A 15,554-nucleotide genomic window follows, 5' to 3' on the forward strand; every position below is an offset into this window, starting at 1 on the left:
TGCAAAACGCCGGCAATGCCGGCGTTGTTTTTACTGCATGAGCGAAGCTTAGTCGGCGGTTTCGGCCGGCCAGTCGCGGATATACGCCTTGAGCATCTGGTTTTCAAAGCTTTGCGCTTCCAGCACGGCGCGCGCGACGTCGTAAAAGGAGATAACGCCCAGCAAGGTCTTGGCGTTCATGACGGGCAGGTAGCGCGCGTGCTTTTCCAGCATGATGCGACGCACTTCATTGACTTCCGTATCGGGCGTCACGGTGATCGGATGGTCATCCATGTGCTTGCGCACGGTGCCGCCGCCGATCTGGCCCGCGTTTTCATGCAGCGCGTTGAGCACTTCACGGAAGGTCAGCATGCCGACCAGGTCGCCGAATTCCATGACCACCAGCGAACCGATGTCTTTTTCAGCCATGGTATTGGCCGCATCAAGCAAGGGCTGGTCAGGCGTGACCGTATAGAGGATGTTGCCCTTGACTTGGAGAATTTCAGATACTTTCATATTGGCCGTCCTGTCCGCGTGATTGGTATTTTAGTTATTCTAGCCCTTACTGCGACTGTAGCCTATGCCTGCGGAAAAATCCAGCCTTGCGCGCAATCAAATCGAAGGGGATTGTCGGGCAAGAAAAACGTAGCGAGCGGATGCGCGGCGCGGCCAAGAAGCGCAGCGGTACGCGAGTACCGTGAGCATCGCCGGCCGTGCCCCGCGACGCGCAGTAGTTTTTCTCACGCTCTGCGGCGGAACCAACCTGCTATCGACAGGCGCTGGCGCGCCGTCGGCAACACTTCGTGCAGCATCTCGCCCGACAGGAACATGGCCATGCGGCCCGCTACCGGCGCGATATCCACGTGGTCGCCGTCCTGCGGGTGCAGGCGCAGCGCGCCGCCGTGTTCGGGCAGCCAGTCGTCGTTCAGGTACAGCACGACGGACACGGTGCGCTTGTCGTCGTCGCGGAAACGGTCCAGATGGGCGCGGTAAAAGGCGCCCGGCGCGTACAGCGCAAAATGGCTTTCGTACTCGTCCAGTCCCAGGAACAGCTCGCGGTTCAGGGTCTGGCGCAGCGCTTCCATATGGCTCAGATAACTATCGCAGGCGCCAGACCTGCCCGTTTCCAGCCATTCGATATGGTCGCCGCGGATGTCCGGCTGCAGCAGCGGCGCATGGCCGCTGCCCACGCCAGCGCCCTTCATCTTGCCGCTGAGCATGGATTGCACGCATTCGGCGGCCAGCTGGCGGCTCAGTTCAGGGGAGATAAAATGCTCTTGCATGAGCCAGCCTGCGTGGCACAGGCCGTCGACGATAGAAGGTCCGGGTACGGCAAGGGAGCCGTCGAACGATATTGCGGGCATAAAATCTTTCCTGGTGAACATGCGATGAGAGTTCGCCTGAAGCCCAGGATTTCGCTGGCACGTGGCAGCCTTCCCTGTGGCGCGGCGCACGCGCACAGGTCAAACAGCCCGAATATCGCTGATCCGGTATCCTACCACCGCCGTGCTGTGCCGGTCACTTTTTTTACACTGCCGGTTACACGCGCGGCCCGCCAGCACGGCGCCATGCGCCCTGCACAGCAGCCCTTTTGCTTCGCTGCAAATCAGCTTATGATCTTGCCACTATAAAACTTGGCGGAGACACCATGAACGGCCCGAAATATCCCGGTTTCGATACTTTATCCCTGCATGCGGGCGCGGCGCCCGACCCGGCCACGGGCGCGCGCGCCACGCCCATCCATTTCACCTCCTCGTTTGCCTTCAAGAGCTCGGAACATGCGGCCTCGCTGTTCAATATGGAGCGGGCCGGCCATGTGTACTCGCGTATCTCGAATCCCACCAACGCCGTGCTGGAAGAGCGCATCGCCGCCCTCGAAGGGGGCGTGGCCGGCATCGCCACGGCCAGCGGCCAGGCCGCCATGCACCTTGGCCTATGTACCATCGCGGGTGCGGGTTCGCACATCGTTGCCTCGCGCGCCCTGTACGGCGGCTCGCACAACCTGCTGGCCTATACATTAAAACGCTTCGGCATCGAGACGACCTTTGTCGACCCGCGCGATGCGGATGCCTGGCGCGCCGCCATCCGCCCAGATACAAAAGTACTGTTTGCGGAAACCCTGGGCAATCCCGGCCTCGACGTGCTGGACATCCCGACGATAGCCGCCCTGGCGCACGAACACCAGTTGCCGCTGATGCTCGATTCGACGTTTACCACGCCCTATTTGCTGCGCCCCTTCGAGCATGGCGCCGACCTGGTGTTCCACTCGGCCACCAAGTTCCTGTGCGGGCACGGCACGGCCATCGGCGGCTTGCTCGTCGACGGCGGCACCTTCGACTGGCAAGCCGCGTACGACAAAACGGGCCGTTTCGCCGAACTGTGCGAGCCGTATGAAGGCTTCCACGGCATGGTCTTCGCCGAAGAATCGACGGTGGCGCCGTTCGCCCTGCGCGCGCGGCGCGAAGGCTTGCGCGATTTCGGTGCCGTCATGAGCCCGCACAATGCCTTCGCCATCCTGCAGGGCATCGAAACCCTGGGCTTGCGCATGGACCGCCACGTGGCCAATACGCGCAAAATCATCGACTTCCTGCTGGCCAATCCGGCTGTGGATGCCGTGTCCTACCCCGAACTGCCGTCGCATCCCGACTACGAACTGGCGAAAACCCTGCTGCCGAAAGGCGCGGGCGGCGTGTTCACCTTCCGCCTGCGCGGCGACCGCGCGGCGGGCCAGCGCTTTGTCGACAGCCTGAAGATTTTTTCGCACCTGGCCAACGTGGGCGACGCCAAGTCGCTCGTCATCCACCCCGCTTCCACCACGCATTTCCGCGTGCCCGACGATCAACTGGCGCAATCGGGCATCACGCAGGGCACCATGCGCTTATCGGTGGGCCTGGAAGACGCGGACGACTTAATTGAAGACCTGGCCCGCAGCCTGAAACTGTCGCAGAAAGGCGCCTGAGATGCACTTCACCATCGAGAACACCACGGCCTACTGCTACACGGGCGGCAAACCATACAACCCGGGCCAGCCGACGGCCGTCTTCATCCACGGCGCGCAGAACGACCATTCCGTGTGGGCCTTGCAAACGCGCTATTTCGCCCACCACGGCTGGAACGTGCTGGCCGTCGACTTGCCCGGCCATGGGCGCAGCCTGGGTACAGCAAAGGATAATGTCGCAGCACTGGCGCACTGGATCCTGGCCGTGCTGGACGCGGCTGGCGCGGCCAAGGCCATGCTGATCGGCCACAGCATGGGTTCATTGATCGCGCTGGAAGCGGCATTCCTGGCGCCCGGGAGGATCAGCCACCTGGCCATGCTGGGGTCCACCTACCCGATGAAGGTCTCGCCCGCGCTGCTGGAAACGTCGCTCCAGGACGAACAGGCTGCCATCGACATGGTCAATATCTGGTCGCACTCGTCGATCGCGCAAAAGCCGTCGTTCCCCGGCCCGGGCTTCTATGCCATGGGCGGCGCGCGTCGCTTGAAACAGCGCATCGCCGCCCTCAACCCCGATCACGTGTTTCACACGGATTTTTTCGCCTGCAATGCCTACGCGAACGGCGACATCGCCGCCGCTTCGGTACACTGCCCCACTTTATTCATTTTCGGCGCGCGCGACATGATGACGCCGCCCAAATCGACCAAGCTGCTGACAGCGACAATAGCGCATGGCACGGTGGTGCAGGTCGACAGCGGGCACGAATTGATGGCCGAGCAGCCCGACGCCGTGCTCGACGCGCTGTTTGCGTTTGCGCAAAGCACGCCGGCATGACGCCATGCCACACACACTTTTTTAGGATAGATAGATGATGTTGTTAAATACCCTGCTCGATGAATTGACTGGCCGAGGCAGCGGCACGGAAGCGGAGCGGTACGAACGCTATAAATGGCTGGAACAACTGCGCTTCACCAACCCTCAGGCGGCCGAAGGCGGCTCCATGGCCGGCATTCCGTACTACCAATGGTGCCGGCTGCCGCAGGCGCTCAGCGTGGCGGGCCAGCACACGGATCTGCTGGTCGGCACCACGAGCTCCCATTACCTGGTCTTCGAGGGCCGCCACGCGGCAGCCTTCGCGGCCGAACTGGGCCTGCAATACGATGCCAACAACCGCATCGACCGCCCCGGTGGCCTCGATGAACTGCTCGAGGCCTATGAAGAGCAGCCGGACGGCAGCTGGGCCACCCTGCCGAATGAACCGCCAGCGCCACCGCAAGCGGGCTGGGACGACGTGTACTTCCGCGTGCGCGACCTGAGCGACGGCAGGACCATCCAGAGCGTGACTACCATCGCCTACGAGAGCAGCCGCTTCCCTGGCTACACCCTGCTGGGCACGACCATGGTGGGCGTCGGCGCCATCGTCCACGACGACGAGACGGCGGAATATTTGCAGCAAATCTTCGCCGATTGGGCCATCCAGCGCGATTGCGCCGCCACCTGCCCGACTTCGTCCACGCCCTGGCCATGCACGCCGCGCCAGGCGCCGCCCTTGCCGTCCGGCACCCCGTTCGATTTCGGCCGCAATCTGGCCTATCTCGACGCCCTGCTGGCGGCCTATGTGCGGGCACAGGCGCGGGCGCAAGACGATGGTGGCGATAGCGCCTACTGGGCTTGCGCGGCCGCCAGCGTGGCTTACCAGGTATTCTCGCTGCGCTACACGGCCGGCCTGCCCTTGCCCGAGGTGGACAGTGCGCTGGAAGCGGCCGTCGCCGCCTGCGAAACAGCGCGCGCGGAGCTGGCCGCCGCCTACGATGACGATGCCTTGCCCGCCTTTGATTTCGAACAATTGACGGATTACGCACGCACCTTGCAGTTGCTGGGCGCGACCCTGCTGTTCGGCCGCCACGACCTGACCGCCCGCATCGCCGCCCTGCAGACGGCCTTCGATGGCGAAGACGGCGTGTATGAGGCACTGCTGGCGACCATCGATCCGCAGCGGCCCGCCGTCGACGAATGGTATTTCGCCGAGCCGTATTCGGCCCTGTACGACTGCCTGGACGAAAACGATCCCGCGCAGCAGCTGGAGCACCTGCGGCAATACCTGGCCAGCTGGCATGGCGCGCTGGTGCGCGAAGACTGGTTCAACGGCCATTTGCGCGCGCACGGCCTGGGCGGCTACTACGGCCTGTGGGCCTTCGAGGCAGCCGCCGTGGCCAAGCATCTGAGCCTGGATCGCAGCGCGCTGGCGCACTGGGTCATGCCGCCATCGCCCTGAATACCCCCCTTCACTTTTAGACAAGTATCAATGATCAATACCGCAGCCCTGTTCAGCACCACCTTTTTACCCGGCCAGGCCGGTTTCGACGCCGACGCCATCACCGGCCTGGCCGAATGGCGGCTGGACACGCCCATGCTGTTCAAGCTGCTCATCAGCGCCGACGCGCAAGCCGTCGCCTGGCCCATCTACGACGATGGCGAAGACTGCCTCTGCGTGCTGGCCGCGCCAATGGTCCAGGCGCAAGCCAGCTGGCAAGCCCTGTCCGCCCTGATGGACAGGCCGCGCGACGCGGCCGCCATTGTTGCGCGCGCCGGCATCAGCGCCCTGCTGGCCGGTGGCCAGCCATGGATCATCCTCGATAGCGTGCAGCTGATCCCGTACGATATCGACACGCCAGAATACGCGGCCGCGCTCGAGGCCCTGCGCGCCGAAGCGCAAGCCTTGCACGCTGCCCTGCAGCGCGGCGACCGGGAAGCGCTGGCGCCCCTGCTGGCCGCCGGCGCCACTTCGCCCGTCACAGGCTACTGGTCGGCCACGGCCGACGCGCAACTGGCCGATGTCGAGGAACTCGGCGCTGACGAACTGCCTTTCCTGCAAGGCCTGGAAGTGCGCAAGTGGCTGGAAGACGCGCTGTGCTACGAGGTGGCTGCGGTGGGGCAACCCGACATCCTGGGCCTGGTCACGCCGTACGGGCGCTGGATCGTGCCGCTGTCGCTGAACGTGATTGACCTGGACAGCAGCGACGCGGGCTATGGCTGGATCACCTTTGCCACGGCGGACGCCCCCGATGCGCACGGCGTACTGGACCTGAACGGCACGGTGGTGCTGCCGCCCGCCCCCGGCGCCCTGTATGTGATCAGCCCCCACCTGGTGCAGCAATACGATCAGGACGGCGCCAGCCGCTTGCTGCGCCTGCCCGATGGCGCGCTGCTATTCGAAAGCGTGCACCAGATCGGCCAGCGCGACGATGGCTATATCGATATCGAACGCCAGACGCACGATGACGAGCACAATGTCTGCGGCGTGATCGACGCCACGGGCAAGGTCGTGGTGCCACCGGCCTACAGCTCCGTGCAGGATTTCGGCACGAAGAAAAAAATCGCCGTCGTCAGCCAGCGCATAGCCGGGCGCTTCCTGTTTGGCCTGGTCAATAGCCAGGGCGAGCTGCTGGCGCCCTGCCAGTACGAAGCCATCGACTGCGCCACCACCTCGTCGCCGCCCAAGCTGCGCAAGAACCTGATCTTCGCCATCGATGCGCAAGGCCTGGCCTGCATGCTGACGCCTGATGGAAAACAGGCTTTCACGCCCCTATATCCGCCCGCCCACCATTTGCGCGGCGTGGCCGTGCAAAGCGATTTTTTATATGTCGTCAAGGATGGCATGGCCTGGAGCATGGATTTCACGGGCCAGCTGCTGGAACAGTTCGATACCGTGGAAAACTTCAAGGCGGCCGTCACGGCCCAGCTGAGCGCGGCCCTGGGCCTGAGCAAGAAAAAAACCGTCAGGCGTCGCAGCTTTACGCCAGCGCAGATCCTGGCGCGGGCCGACCGCGAACAGTTGCGCGTCATGGCCGCCCTGCTCTTGCTGGGTGATGCGGCACTGGCCGCGCGTTGCGTGGACATCACTTTGGAAGAGCTGGCGGAGGACGCCCCGGAAGAAGAATACGAAGGCGACACACCCGAAGCGGCGTGCTTCTTCCTGCTCTGGTCCACGGCCGCCGATGTGCTGGGCCACGGCACCACCCTGGACTGGAAATCGGTCGATGAAGTGCCGCGCATCGGCCATCATATCGAACTGCCGGCGCTGCGGGACTTCCGCTGGACGGAGCGCGAAGATGACGACGCGATGGCCGAGGGCCTGGCCGCCATCGCCGCCCATTTGGCGCCGCATCAGCTGCGCCTGGTGAACATGCACGGCGGCGAAGACACGTATTACCTGGGCGTGGTGCGCGCGTCCGATGCGGCAGCGTTCAGCAAGTTGGCGCTGCAGGCGGCCTTGCGGCCCGTGCTGCTGTAGTTTTTCCACCCGGCGGCGGCCATGAGGCCACGCCCGTTCAAGACAAGGTAGCCATGCACGCGAAAAAATTCATCGATGATGTCGTCGCATCCAATGCATCGCTGCTGGCCTTGTATGCGCAGGGACGGCAGGGACAGACCCGGCTTGGCACCCTGCTCGACGGGATGGCACTGGCAGGTGGCCAGCGCCAACAAATCCTGGCCTTGATCAAGCTGGCGATCGATGACGCCACGTACCAGCTGGTGTGCGGCATCGAGGGCAGCGCCTCGCTCGGCGACAGCCAGCAGGATTACACGCTGCTCGACGAAGAGGGCAATACGCTGACGGGCGCGCTCGATGCGCTGCTGTACGACCGGCTCGATACCTGATCGCCTCTCAGGCGCAGCGCACTTCGCCGAAATGCTGCGCCAGGGTCAGGCCCAGCCCCTGCTCCACGGCGTTTTCCACCTGCGCCGCCAGGGCGGCTGCTTCTTCCGCCGCCTTGATATCGCGTTCATTGGTGGAGCCGGCCGGATAGCCGGAGTTCACGCGCATGCCGCCAAAGACAAATAAACGGTAGACATCGGCCAGGCTGATGCGGTTGACATTGCCCAGCAAGACCCAGTGGTCGGAACTGTCCGCCACGCGCTTGCCCCACTGCACCCGCACGGCGCCATCCACGTTCACCCGTCCTACCCAGCCCTGCTGCACCATCTTATCGAGCAGGGTTTCCATCTCTTCGAAACCCAGGCGCGTGCTGCGGCGAATTTCGGCCGCCCCCACCAGGGCCGAATCAGCGCAGTGGCAAGCCTGGTGCAGCACTTTCAAGATGGCGACCGCGTCGACGAATTCGCTGCCCGGCGCCGCCTCGTACCACCAGCGCTCGTATTTCACGACGGGCAAGGCGGCCACCAGCAAGGCGCCCACCAGGGTGATCATCCAGCTCAGGTATATCCATACGAGAAACAGCGGCAACGCGGCCAGTGCGCCATAGATGCGCGAATAGGTAGGGAATTCCTGGATGAATTCACCGAAGCCGCGCTTGGCCACCTCGAACGCCAGCGCCGCCAGCAAGCCGCCCCAGGCCGCGTCGCGCCAGTCCACGTCGCGGTTCGGCACGGCGATGTAGAGCAGGGTAAACGCCAGCATGGTCAGGCCGACCGACACCAGGGTATAAAACACGGTGCCAAGGAAGGGCACGGCCCCCACCACGCCGCTGGTGGCGATGAAGACGCGCGAGGTCACCGTCAGCGACACGCCTACCAGCAGCGGCCCCAGGGTGACGATGGCCCAGTACACGAGCAGGCGCTTGGTCCAGCGGCGCTCCTGACGCACCCGCCAGATGCGGTTGAAGACGCGCTCGATCAAGCCCATCATGCCCACCGAGGTGACGATCAGGGCGCCCGCGCCGATGGCCGACAGACGCGTGGCCTTCGAGGCGAACGTCGTCAGGTAGTCGAGGATGGTGTTCGATATCCCCTTGGGCATCACGCTTTGCACGAAATAGTCTTCCAGCGCGTGGCGGAAGGTATTAAACAGGGGAAAAGTGGTGAAGATGGCCAGCGCCAGGGTAAGCAGCGGCACCAGCGCGAACACGGTGGCGAACGTCAGGCTGCCGGCCACTTGCGGCAGGCTTTCCTCACGCACGCGGCGGCGCGCGAACTGCAGCAGGTCGCGCGTTTCGGACCAGGTCAGGCCGCGCACGACGGCCAGTCCCATGCTCAGGGTGCGCCACAGGTATAGCAAGAACGGCAGTATATATTTTGAAAACATGTGCAAAATCAGAACGGCGCCATGACAGCAGTCGTATCAGGCTGTAAAGCGCCCTATAATACCAATGATGAAGCCAACCAATCTGATTATTCTCGTATTGTTTTATTCACGCCATGGCGCCACGCGCCAGTTGGCCGAGTTGATAGCCCAGGGAGTGGAAAGCGTGCCTGGCTGCGATGCCCGCCTGCGCACCGTGCCCGCCGTCTCGACGGTGACCGAAGCGACGGCGCCGGAAGTCCCGCTTGACGGCGCGCCCTACGTGGAACTGGAAGACTTGCAGGAGTGCGCGGGTCTGGCCCTGGGCTCGCCCACGCGCTTCGGCAACATGGCCGCCGCCATGAAGTACTTCTGGGATGGCACGGCCAGCGACTGGCTGTCCGGCAGCCTGTCCGGCAAGCCCGCCTGCGTGTTCACGTCCACGGGCAGCCTGCACGGCGGCCAGGAATCGACCCTGCTGTCGATGATGATCCCCCTCTTCCACCACGGCATGCTGGTCATGGGCCTGCCCTACACGCATCCTGAACTGATGACGACGTCCACCGGCGGCTCGCCCTACGGCGCCACGCACTGGTCGGGCATGGACGGCGACAAGGCCTTGAGCGACGATGAAAAGCGCCTGGCCATCGCCCTGGGCCGGCGCCTGGCGGAAAACGCCGCGAAACTGGCAGGCGCATGATGCACGGCGCACTGCACAAGTATTTTCACTGGGGCGCCATCGCCAGCCTCGTCACCCTGATCGCCTGGTGCGTGCTGTGGGAAACCGTCGTCGCGCCGCTGCAGCCGGGCGGCTCCTGGGTCGTGCTGAAGGCCGCGCCCCTGCTCATTCCCCTGTATGGCGTCATCAAGCGCGACGTCTACACCCTGCAATGGTCGTCGATGGTGATCCTGCTGTACTTCACGGAAGGCGTGGTGCGCGGCTACAGCGACACGAACAGCACCTCGGCCCTGATGGCCTGGGGCGAGGCGGCCATCGTCTGCATCTATTTTGTCTGCGCCGTGCTGTATCTGCGTCCATATAAAAAGGCGGCCAAGCGCATGGCCAGGGAACTGCTGGAAAAAGTGACTAAAGTGAGCATCAAGAAATGACTGACCGAACCGACTTCCTCGCCGCCTGCCGCGACCTGCTGGGCGACACCTATGTACTCACCCTGGATGCCGACACGGCGCCCTTCCTCACCGACTGGCGCGACCGGTTTACCGGCAAGGCCCTGGCAGTGCTGCGGCCCGCCAGCGTGGAGCAAGTGGCAGCCATCCTGCGCGCCTGCGCGCAATGGCAAGTTCCCGTCGTGCCGCAAGGGGGCAACACGGGCCTGGTCCTGGGCAGCATCCCGGATGCGGCCGGCACGGCCGTCGTGCTGTCGCTGGCGCGCCTGAACAGCATACGCGCGCTCGATCCCGTCAACCGCACCATCACGGTGGACGCGGGCTGCATTTTGCAAACCATCCAGGAAGCGGCCAGCGCCGCCGGTTGTCTGTTCCCGCTGTCGCTTGCGGCCGAAGGCAGTTGCACCATCGGGGGCAACCTGGCGACGAACGCGGGCGGCACGGCCGTGCTGCGCTACGGCAATACGCGCGAGCTGTGCCTGGGCCTGGAAGTGGTCACCCCGCAAGGCGAGATCTGGAGTGGCTTGCGCGGCTTGCGCAAGGACAATACCGGCTACGATTTGCGCGACCTGTACATCGGCGCCGAAGGTACCTTGGGCGTGATCACGGGCGCGGTGATGAAACTGTATCCGCAACCGAAAGCGTGCATCACGGCGCTGGCCGCCATGCCCTCGCCCGCCCACGCCCTGCGTCTCTTAAGCCTGATGCAGGACCATTGCGGCGCCAGCCTGACGGGTTTTGAATTGATGTCGCAGTATTGTTTGCAACTGGTGGCGGAGCAGTTCCCCCAGCTGCCGCGGCCTTTCCCCGAAGCGCATGGTCAGTACGTACTGCTCGAATTGTCCAGCAGCCAGTCCGAGGCGCATGCCGTGGAATTGCTGGAAGCGAGCATCGGCGCAGCCCTGGAAGACGAATTGATCGAGGACGCCGTCGTCGCCAGCTCCGTGGCGCAGTCCGAAGGCCTGTGGCAGCTGCGCGAGCACATTCCGCTGGCGCAGGCGCAGGCGGGCAAGAACATCAAGCACGATATCTCGCTGCCCATTTCCTGCATCGCCGATTTCATCGCCGTCACGGACGTGGCTTTGGCAACGGCCTTCCCCGGCTGCCAGCTCGTGTGCTTCGGCCACCTGGGCGACGGCAACCTGCATTACAACGTGGCGCCGCCGCCCGGCATGACGGACACGGATTTTCTGTCCAACCAGGACGCGATCAACCGTATCGTGCACGACCAGGTCCATGGCTTCGGCGGCTCGATATCGGCCGAACACGGCATCGGCGCGCTGAAGAAGGATGACCTGGCCCGCTACAAGTCGCCGCTGGAACTGCAGCTGATGCGCGCTGTCAAACAGGCGCTGGACCCGCAGAACATCATGAATCCGGGGAAGATATTGTGAAGTCGCCATCCATCCTGCTCTGCGCCATGGCCTTGCTGGCCGGCCCGGCCACTGCGCAGGACGTCTACAAATGCGTGAAGGATGGCCAGACCAGCTATAGCGCCACTCCCTGCTCGGGCGGCCAGCTGCAAATCCTGGAAATCCCCTCACCCCCGCCTGCCGTCGACAAGGGCGCGGCCACGCGCCAGGAACGGGTGGCCAGCCAGATGGAAGCGGCGCGCAAGAAGCAGGAGAAACTGGAAGACCAGGCGCGCGAACGGGCCGCCAAACAGAAGGAAATGCACGAGAAGCACTGTGCGCAGCTGCGCCTGGAACAAAAATGGGCGGCGCAGGACGCCGTCGGCGCGGGCGACAAGAACCGTGATGCGGCACAACTGAAAGCGCGGCGCGCCGGCGAACGCCTGGCCGTCGAATGTCTGAATTGAGTGCGCCGCTGGCCAGCCCGGCGACGACGCGCCTGCTGTCGCGCTGGCTGCTGCTGGGCGAATGGCGCGCGCATCCCGTGCGCGCCCTCGTCGCCATCCTGGCCATCGCCATCGGCGTATCGCTGGGCTTTGCCATTCATTTGATCAACGCGGCCGCCTTCAACGAATTTTCCACGGCCGTCAAAAGCCTGTCCGGCCAGGCCGACGTACAGGTGGCCGGGCGCGAAGCGCTGTTCGATGAAGCTATCTATCCATGGCTGGCGCAGCGCGATGGGGTGGCCGTCGCTTCGCCCGTGCTGGAGCTGCAAGCCGGCGTGGCCGGCAAGAAAGACGGCGGCCCGCTGCACATCCTGGCGCTCGACGTCTTCCGCGCCGGCTTCATCTCGCCCGACCTGATCGGCGCGCCCGCCGAAGGCCAGCCTTTCGACACCCTGGCCGACGACGCCCTCTTCCTGTCGCCGGCCGCCTTGCGCTGGCTGAACGTGGCGCAAGGCGACAAGATTGCCCTGCAATCGGGCACGGGCACGGTGCCGCTGCGCGTGGCCGGTTCGCTGCAGCGCGCGCGCGCCGGCCAGCGCATCGCCGTGATGGATATCGGCGCGGCGCAATGGCGTTTTCATAAAACAGGCAAGCTGTCGCGCATCGATTTGAAACTGCGCCAGGGCGTCAACCGCGACGCCTTCCAGGCGGATCTCTCCCGCGCGCTGGAAGCGCAATACCCGGGGCGTTTCCAGGTAGGCCAGCCCAATGACGAAAACCAGAATAGCCGCAACAATAACCTCAGCCGCGCCTACCGGGTCAACCTGACGGTGCTGGCCCTCGTCGCCCTGTTTACGGGCGCCTTTCTGGTCTTTTCCACGCAGGCGCTGTCCGTCATCCGCCGCCGCGGCCAGTTCGCGCTGCTGCGCGTGCTGGGCATGGAACGGGGCCAGCTGCTGCGCCAGGTGCTGCTGGAGGGCGCCAGCCTGGGTGTCGTCGGTGCTGCGCTGGGCATCGCCGGCGGCTACGCCATGGCGGCCGTCGCCCTGCGCTTTTTCGGCGGCGACCTGGGCGCAGGCTATTTCGCGGGCGTGCAGCCGCAGGTGCAGTTCACACCCGTCGCCGCCTTCGTCTACTTCGCCCTGGGCCTCGGTGTCGCCTTGCTCGGTTGCGCGGCGCCCGCGCTGGAAGCGGCGCGCGCCACCCCCGCCATCGCCCTGAAATCGGGCAGCGAGGAAGTCGTGACAACGCGCCTGGCGAAAACCTGGCCCGCACTGGCCTGTCTGCTGCTGGCCGGCGCCCTGACGTTCTTGCCGCCCGTGTTCGAACTGCCCCTGTTCGGCTATCTGTCCATTGCCCTGCTGCTGATCGGCGCCATCGCCCTGATGCCGCAGCTGGCGGCCGTCGTCTTCCGCTTCCTGCAGCGCGCCTGGCTGCGCACGGACATCTGCGCGCACGCGCCCGTGCGCAGCCTGACCCTGGCCCGTCTGGCGAATGCCTCGGGCCAGGCCGGCATCGCGCTCGGTGGCGTGCTGTCGAGTTTTAGCCTGATGGTGGCGATGGCCATCATGGTGTCGAGTTTCCGCGTTTCCGTCGACGACTGGCTGCTGCAGATCTTGCCGGCCGACGTGTATGCACGCACGGCCGCCAGCGGCGGGACGGCGGGCCTGAATCCACGCGAACAGGCCAGCATCACCGCCTTGCCGGAAGTGGCCAGGGTGGACTTCCAGCGCGTGCGCTCGCTGTCGCTGGCGCCCGACCGCCCGAACGTGGTGCTGCTGGCGCGCCCCATCAACTTGCAGGACACGGGCAAGAGCATGGTGCTGGTGGGCGACGCCCTGCCCGTGCCAGATGGCGCGAAACCCGTGTGGCTGTCCGAAGCGGCGGCCGACCTGTACAGCGTCAAACCCGGCCAGCAGATAGCCCTGCCGCTGGCCGGCGCTCTGCACAAGTTCTTTGTCGCCGGCATCTGGCGCGACTATGCGCGCTCTTCCGGCGCCGTCCAGATGCCGCTGGACGATTACCGCGCGCTGACGGGCGACCTCGATGTCAGCGATGCGGCCTTGTGGCTGGCCAAGGATGCCACGGGTGACGCGCTGCAGCAGCGCCTGAAAGCGCTGCCATTCGGCGCCAGCCTGGAAGTATCGAACCCGTCGGCCATCCGCGCCCTGAGCCTGCAGATTTTCGACCGCAGCTTCGCCGTCACGTATTTATTGGAAGCCATCGCCATCGTCATCGGCCTGTTCGGCGTGGCCGCCACGTTTTCCGCGCAGACCCTGGCGCGCGCCCGCGAATTCGGCATGCTGCGCCACGTGGGCGTGACGCGCGGGCAGATTTTATCCATCCTGGCGCTCGAAGGCGGCGCGCTGACGGCGCTGGGCATCGCCACCGGTTTTGTCCTGGGCCTGTTGATCAGCTTTGTGCTGGTCTTCATCGTCAATCCGCAATCGTTCCACTGGACCATGCAACTGCACCTGCCGTGGCCCTTGATCGCCACCGTGGCCGCCGCCCTGTTGACGGCGGCCGCCGCCACGGCGCTCATCGCCGGCCGCCAGGCGCTGTCCGCTGGCCCCATCCGCGCCGTCAGGGAGGACTGGTAATGCGCCGTGTTTTCATATTATTAGTGGCACTTGCCATGCCGGCCCTGGCGGCGCCGCCCGCGTTCGCCCCCGTCACGCCGCTGCCGGCCGGCCAGACCCTGCGCATGCCGCACGACTTCGGCGCCCATCCCGCGTATAAAACGGAATGGTGGTACGCCACGGGCTGGGTAAAAACGGCCGGCGGTGAACAACTGGGCTACCAGGTGACCTTCTTTCGCAGCGCCACGGCGACCGATGCGGATAATCCCAGCGCGTTTGCGCCGAAACAGCTGATCATCGGCCATGCGGCCCTGTCCGACCCCAAGGTTGGCAAGCTGCTGCACGACGAGAAAAGCGCGCGCGAAGGCTTCGGCCTGGCCTACGCCAAGGTGGGCGACACGGACGTGAAACTCGGCGACTGGCGCATGCAGCGGCAAGCGGACGGCAGCTACCGGGTTAGCCTGGCCGCGCGCGATTTTGCACTGCAGCTGAATCTCACCCCCACCCAGCCCGTGCTGCTGCAAGGCGAAGGCGGCTACTCGCGCAAGGGCGCCCGGCCCGCGCAATCGAGTTACTACTACAGCGAGCCGCAGCTTGCTACCCGTGGCACGATCGCGCGTGCGGGCGGCAAGCCCGAAGCCGTGACGGGCACCACCTGGCTCGATCACGAGTGGTCCAGCCAGGTGCTCGATGCGGACGCCAGCGGCTGGAACTGGATAGGCGCCAACCTCGATGATGGCGGCGCGCTGATGGCCTTCCAGATCCGCAGCAAGACAGGTGCTAAACTATGGGCGCACGCAACATGGCGCGATGCGTCCGGTAAGATGACGCAGTTCGCCCCCGGCGACGTCGATTTCACGCCCACGCAGCTGTGGCGCTCGCCCCGCACGCAAGCCGAATACCCGGTCGCCACCGAGATCCGCACTGGCCGCACGCGCTGGCAGATCAAGCCGCTGCAAGCGGACCAGGAGCTCGATTCGCGCCGCTCGACGGGCGCCGTATACTGGGAAGGCGCCGTGACGGTGGAGCGCGACGGCCAGCCGGTGGGCCGCGCCTACCTGGAAATGACGGGCTACGTGCAGCCGATGAAGTTATAAGCGTTATCAGCA

Annotated in this window: 14 protein-coding genes; 11 read left to right on the plus strand and 3 right to left on the minus strand. The window is 65.0% G+C overall.

The features are described 5' to 3' along the window. Positions 1 to 48: 48 nt before the first annotated feature. Positions 49 to 495, minus strand: a complete 447-nt coding sequence (locus ACQ4WY_RS02770) for a CBS domain-containing protein (protein WP_092709205.1) — start codon at positions 493 to 495, stop codon at positions 49 to 51. A 224-nt stretch (positions 496 to 719) separates the two neighbouring features. Continuing rightward, complete coding sequence (locus tag ACQ4WY_RS02775) at positions 720 to 1,343, minus strand: 2OG-Fe(II) oxygenase (protein WP_436502719.1); 624 nt, start codon at positions 1,341 to 1,343, stop codon at positions 720 to 722. A 284-nt stretch (positions 1,344 to 1,627) separates the two neighbouring features. Here ACQ4WY_RS02775 and ACQ4WY_RS02780 point away from each other — a divergent pair, with 284 nt between their 5' ends. From ACQ4WY_RS02780 to ACQ4WY_RS02800, 5 genes are read left to right on the plus strand one after another with little or no spacing between them, the layout of a single operon-like run. Further along, positions 1,628 to 2,938 (plus strand): O-acetylhomoserine aminocarboxypropyltransferase, encoded by a 1,311-nt coding sequence (locus tag ACQ4WY_RS02780; protein WP_436502720.1) that lies wholly within the window; start codon positions 1,628 to 1,630, stop codon positions 2,936 to 2,938. A gap of 1 nt (position 2,939) precedes the next feature. Then, a complete protein-coding gene (locus ACQ4WY_RS02785; RefSeq protein ID WP_436502721.1) occupies positions 2,940 to 3,752 on the plus strand; it encodes an alpha/beta fold hydrolase in 813 nt (270 codons plus the stop codon). A 34-nt stretch (positions 3,753 to 3,786) separates the two neighbouring features. Then, positions 3,787 to 5,193, plus strand: a complete 1,407-nt coding sequence (locus ACQ4WY_RS02790; RefSeq protein ID WP_436502722.1) for a PoNe immunity protein domain-containing protein — start codon at positions 3,787 to 3,789, stop codon at positions 5,191 to 5,193. 30 nt (positions 5,194 to 5,223) lie between these two features. Beyond that, entirely contained in the window at positions 5,224 to 7,212 is a 1,989-nt protein-coding gene (locus tag ACQ4WY_RS02795; RefSeq protein WP_436502723.1) for a DUF6630 family protein, read from the plus strand. Between the two features lie 53 nt (positions 7,213 to 7,265). After that, positions 7,266 to 7,580, plus strand: coding sequence for a hypothetical protein (locus tag ACQ4WY_RS02800; RefSeq protein ID WP_436502724.1), 315 nt, complete (start codon positions 7,266 to 7,268; stop codon positions 7,578 to 7,580). 7 nt (positions 7,581 to 7,587) lie between these two features. Here ACQ4WY_RS02800 and ACQ4WY_RS02805 read toward each other — a convergent pair whose 3' ends face one another. Beyond that, complete coding sequence (locus tag ACQ4WY_RS02805; RefSeq protein WP_436502725.1) at positions 7,588 to 8,964, minus strand: YihY family inner membrane protein; 1,377 nt, start codon at positions 8,962 to 8,964, stop codon at positions 7,588 to 7,590. Positions 8,965 to 9,031: 67 nt separating this feature from the next. On the opposite strand from ACQ4WY_RS02805, the gene wrbA reads away from it, so the two are divergent. The 6 genes from wrbA to ACQ4WY_RS02835 are packed head-to-tail and all read left to right on the plus strand — an operon-like array spanning position 9,032 to position 15,542. Beyond that, positions 9,032 to 9,640, plus strand: coding sequence for an NAD(P)H:quinone oxidoreductase (gene wrbA, locus ACQ4WY_RS02810; protein ID WP_436502726.1), 609 nt, complete (start codon positions 9,032 to 9,034; stop codon positions 9,638 to 9,640). Then, positions 9,637 to 10,050, plus strand: coding sequence for a DUF2069 domain-containing protein (locus ACQ4WY_RS02815; RefSeq protein ID WP_353656841.1), 414 nt, complete (start codon positions 9,637 to 9,639; stop codon positions 10,048 to 10,050). Before wrbA ends, ACQ4WY_RS02815 begins: the two co-directional genes overlap by 4 nt. Next, positions 10,047 to 11,462 (plus strand): FAD-binding oxidoreductase, encoded by a 1,416-nt coding sequence (locus ACQ4WY_RS02820; RefSeq protein WP_436502727.1) that lies wholly within the window; start codon positions 10,047 to 10,049, stop codon positions 11,460 to 11,462. Before ACQ4WY_RS02815 ends, ACQ4WY_RS02820 begins: the two co-directional genes overlap by 4 nt. Beyond that, entirely contained in the window at positions 11,459 to 11,887 is a 429-nt protein-coding gene (locus ACQ4WY_RS02825; RefSeq protein ID WP_436502728.1) for a DUF4124 domain-containing protein, read from the plus strand. The genes ACQ4WY_RS02820 and ACQ4WY_RS02825 overlap by 4 nt, the downstream gene beginning before the upstream one ends. Then, entirely contained in the window at positions 11,875 to 14,466 is a 2,592-nt protein-coding gene (locus ACQ4WY_RS02830; protein ID WP_436502729.1) for an FtsX-like permease family protein, read from the plus strand. The genes ACQ4WY_RS02825 and ACQ4WY_RS02830 overlap by 13 nt, the downstream gene beginning before the upstream one ends. Beyond that, on the plus strand, positions 14,466 to 15,542 hold the full coding sequence (locus ACQ4WY_RS02835; protein ID WP_436502730.1) for a lipocalin-like domain-containing protein: 1,077 nt from the start codon (positions 14,466 to 14,468) through the stop codon (positions 15,540 to 15,542). The genes ACQ4WY_RS02830 and ACQ4WY_RS02835 overlap by 1 nt, the downstream gene beginning before the upstream one ends. Positions 15,543 to 15,554: the final 12 nt, after the last annotated feature.

The organism is Janthinobacterium salmonicoloratum (assembly GCF_051380845.1).
Taxonomy (GTDB): domain Bacteria; phylum Pseudomonadota; class Gammaproteobacteria; order Burkholderiales; family Burkholderiaceae_D; genus Janthinobacterium; species Janthinobacterium lividum_F.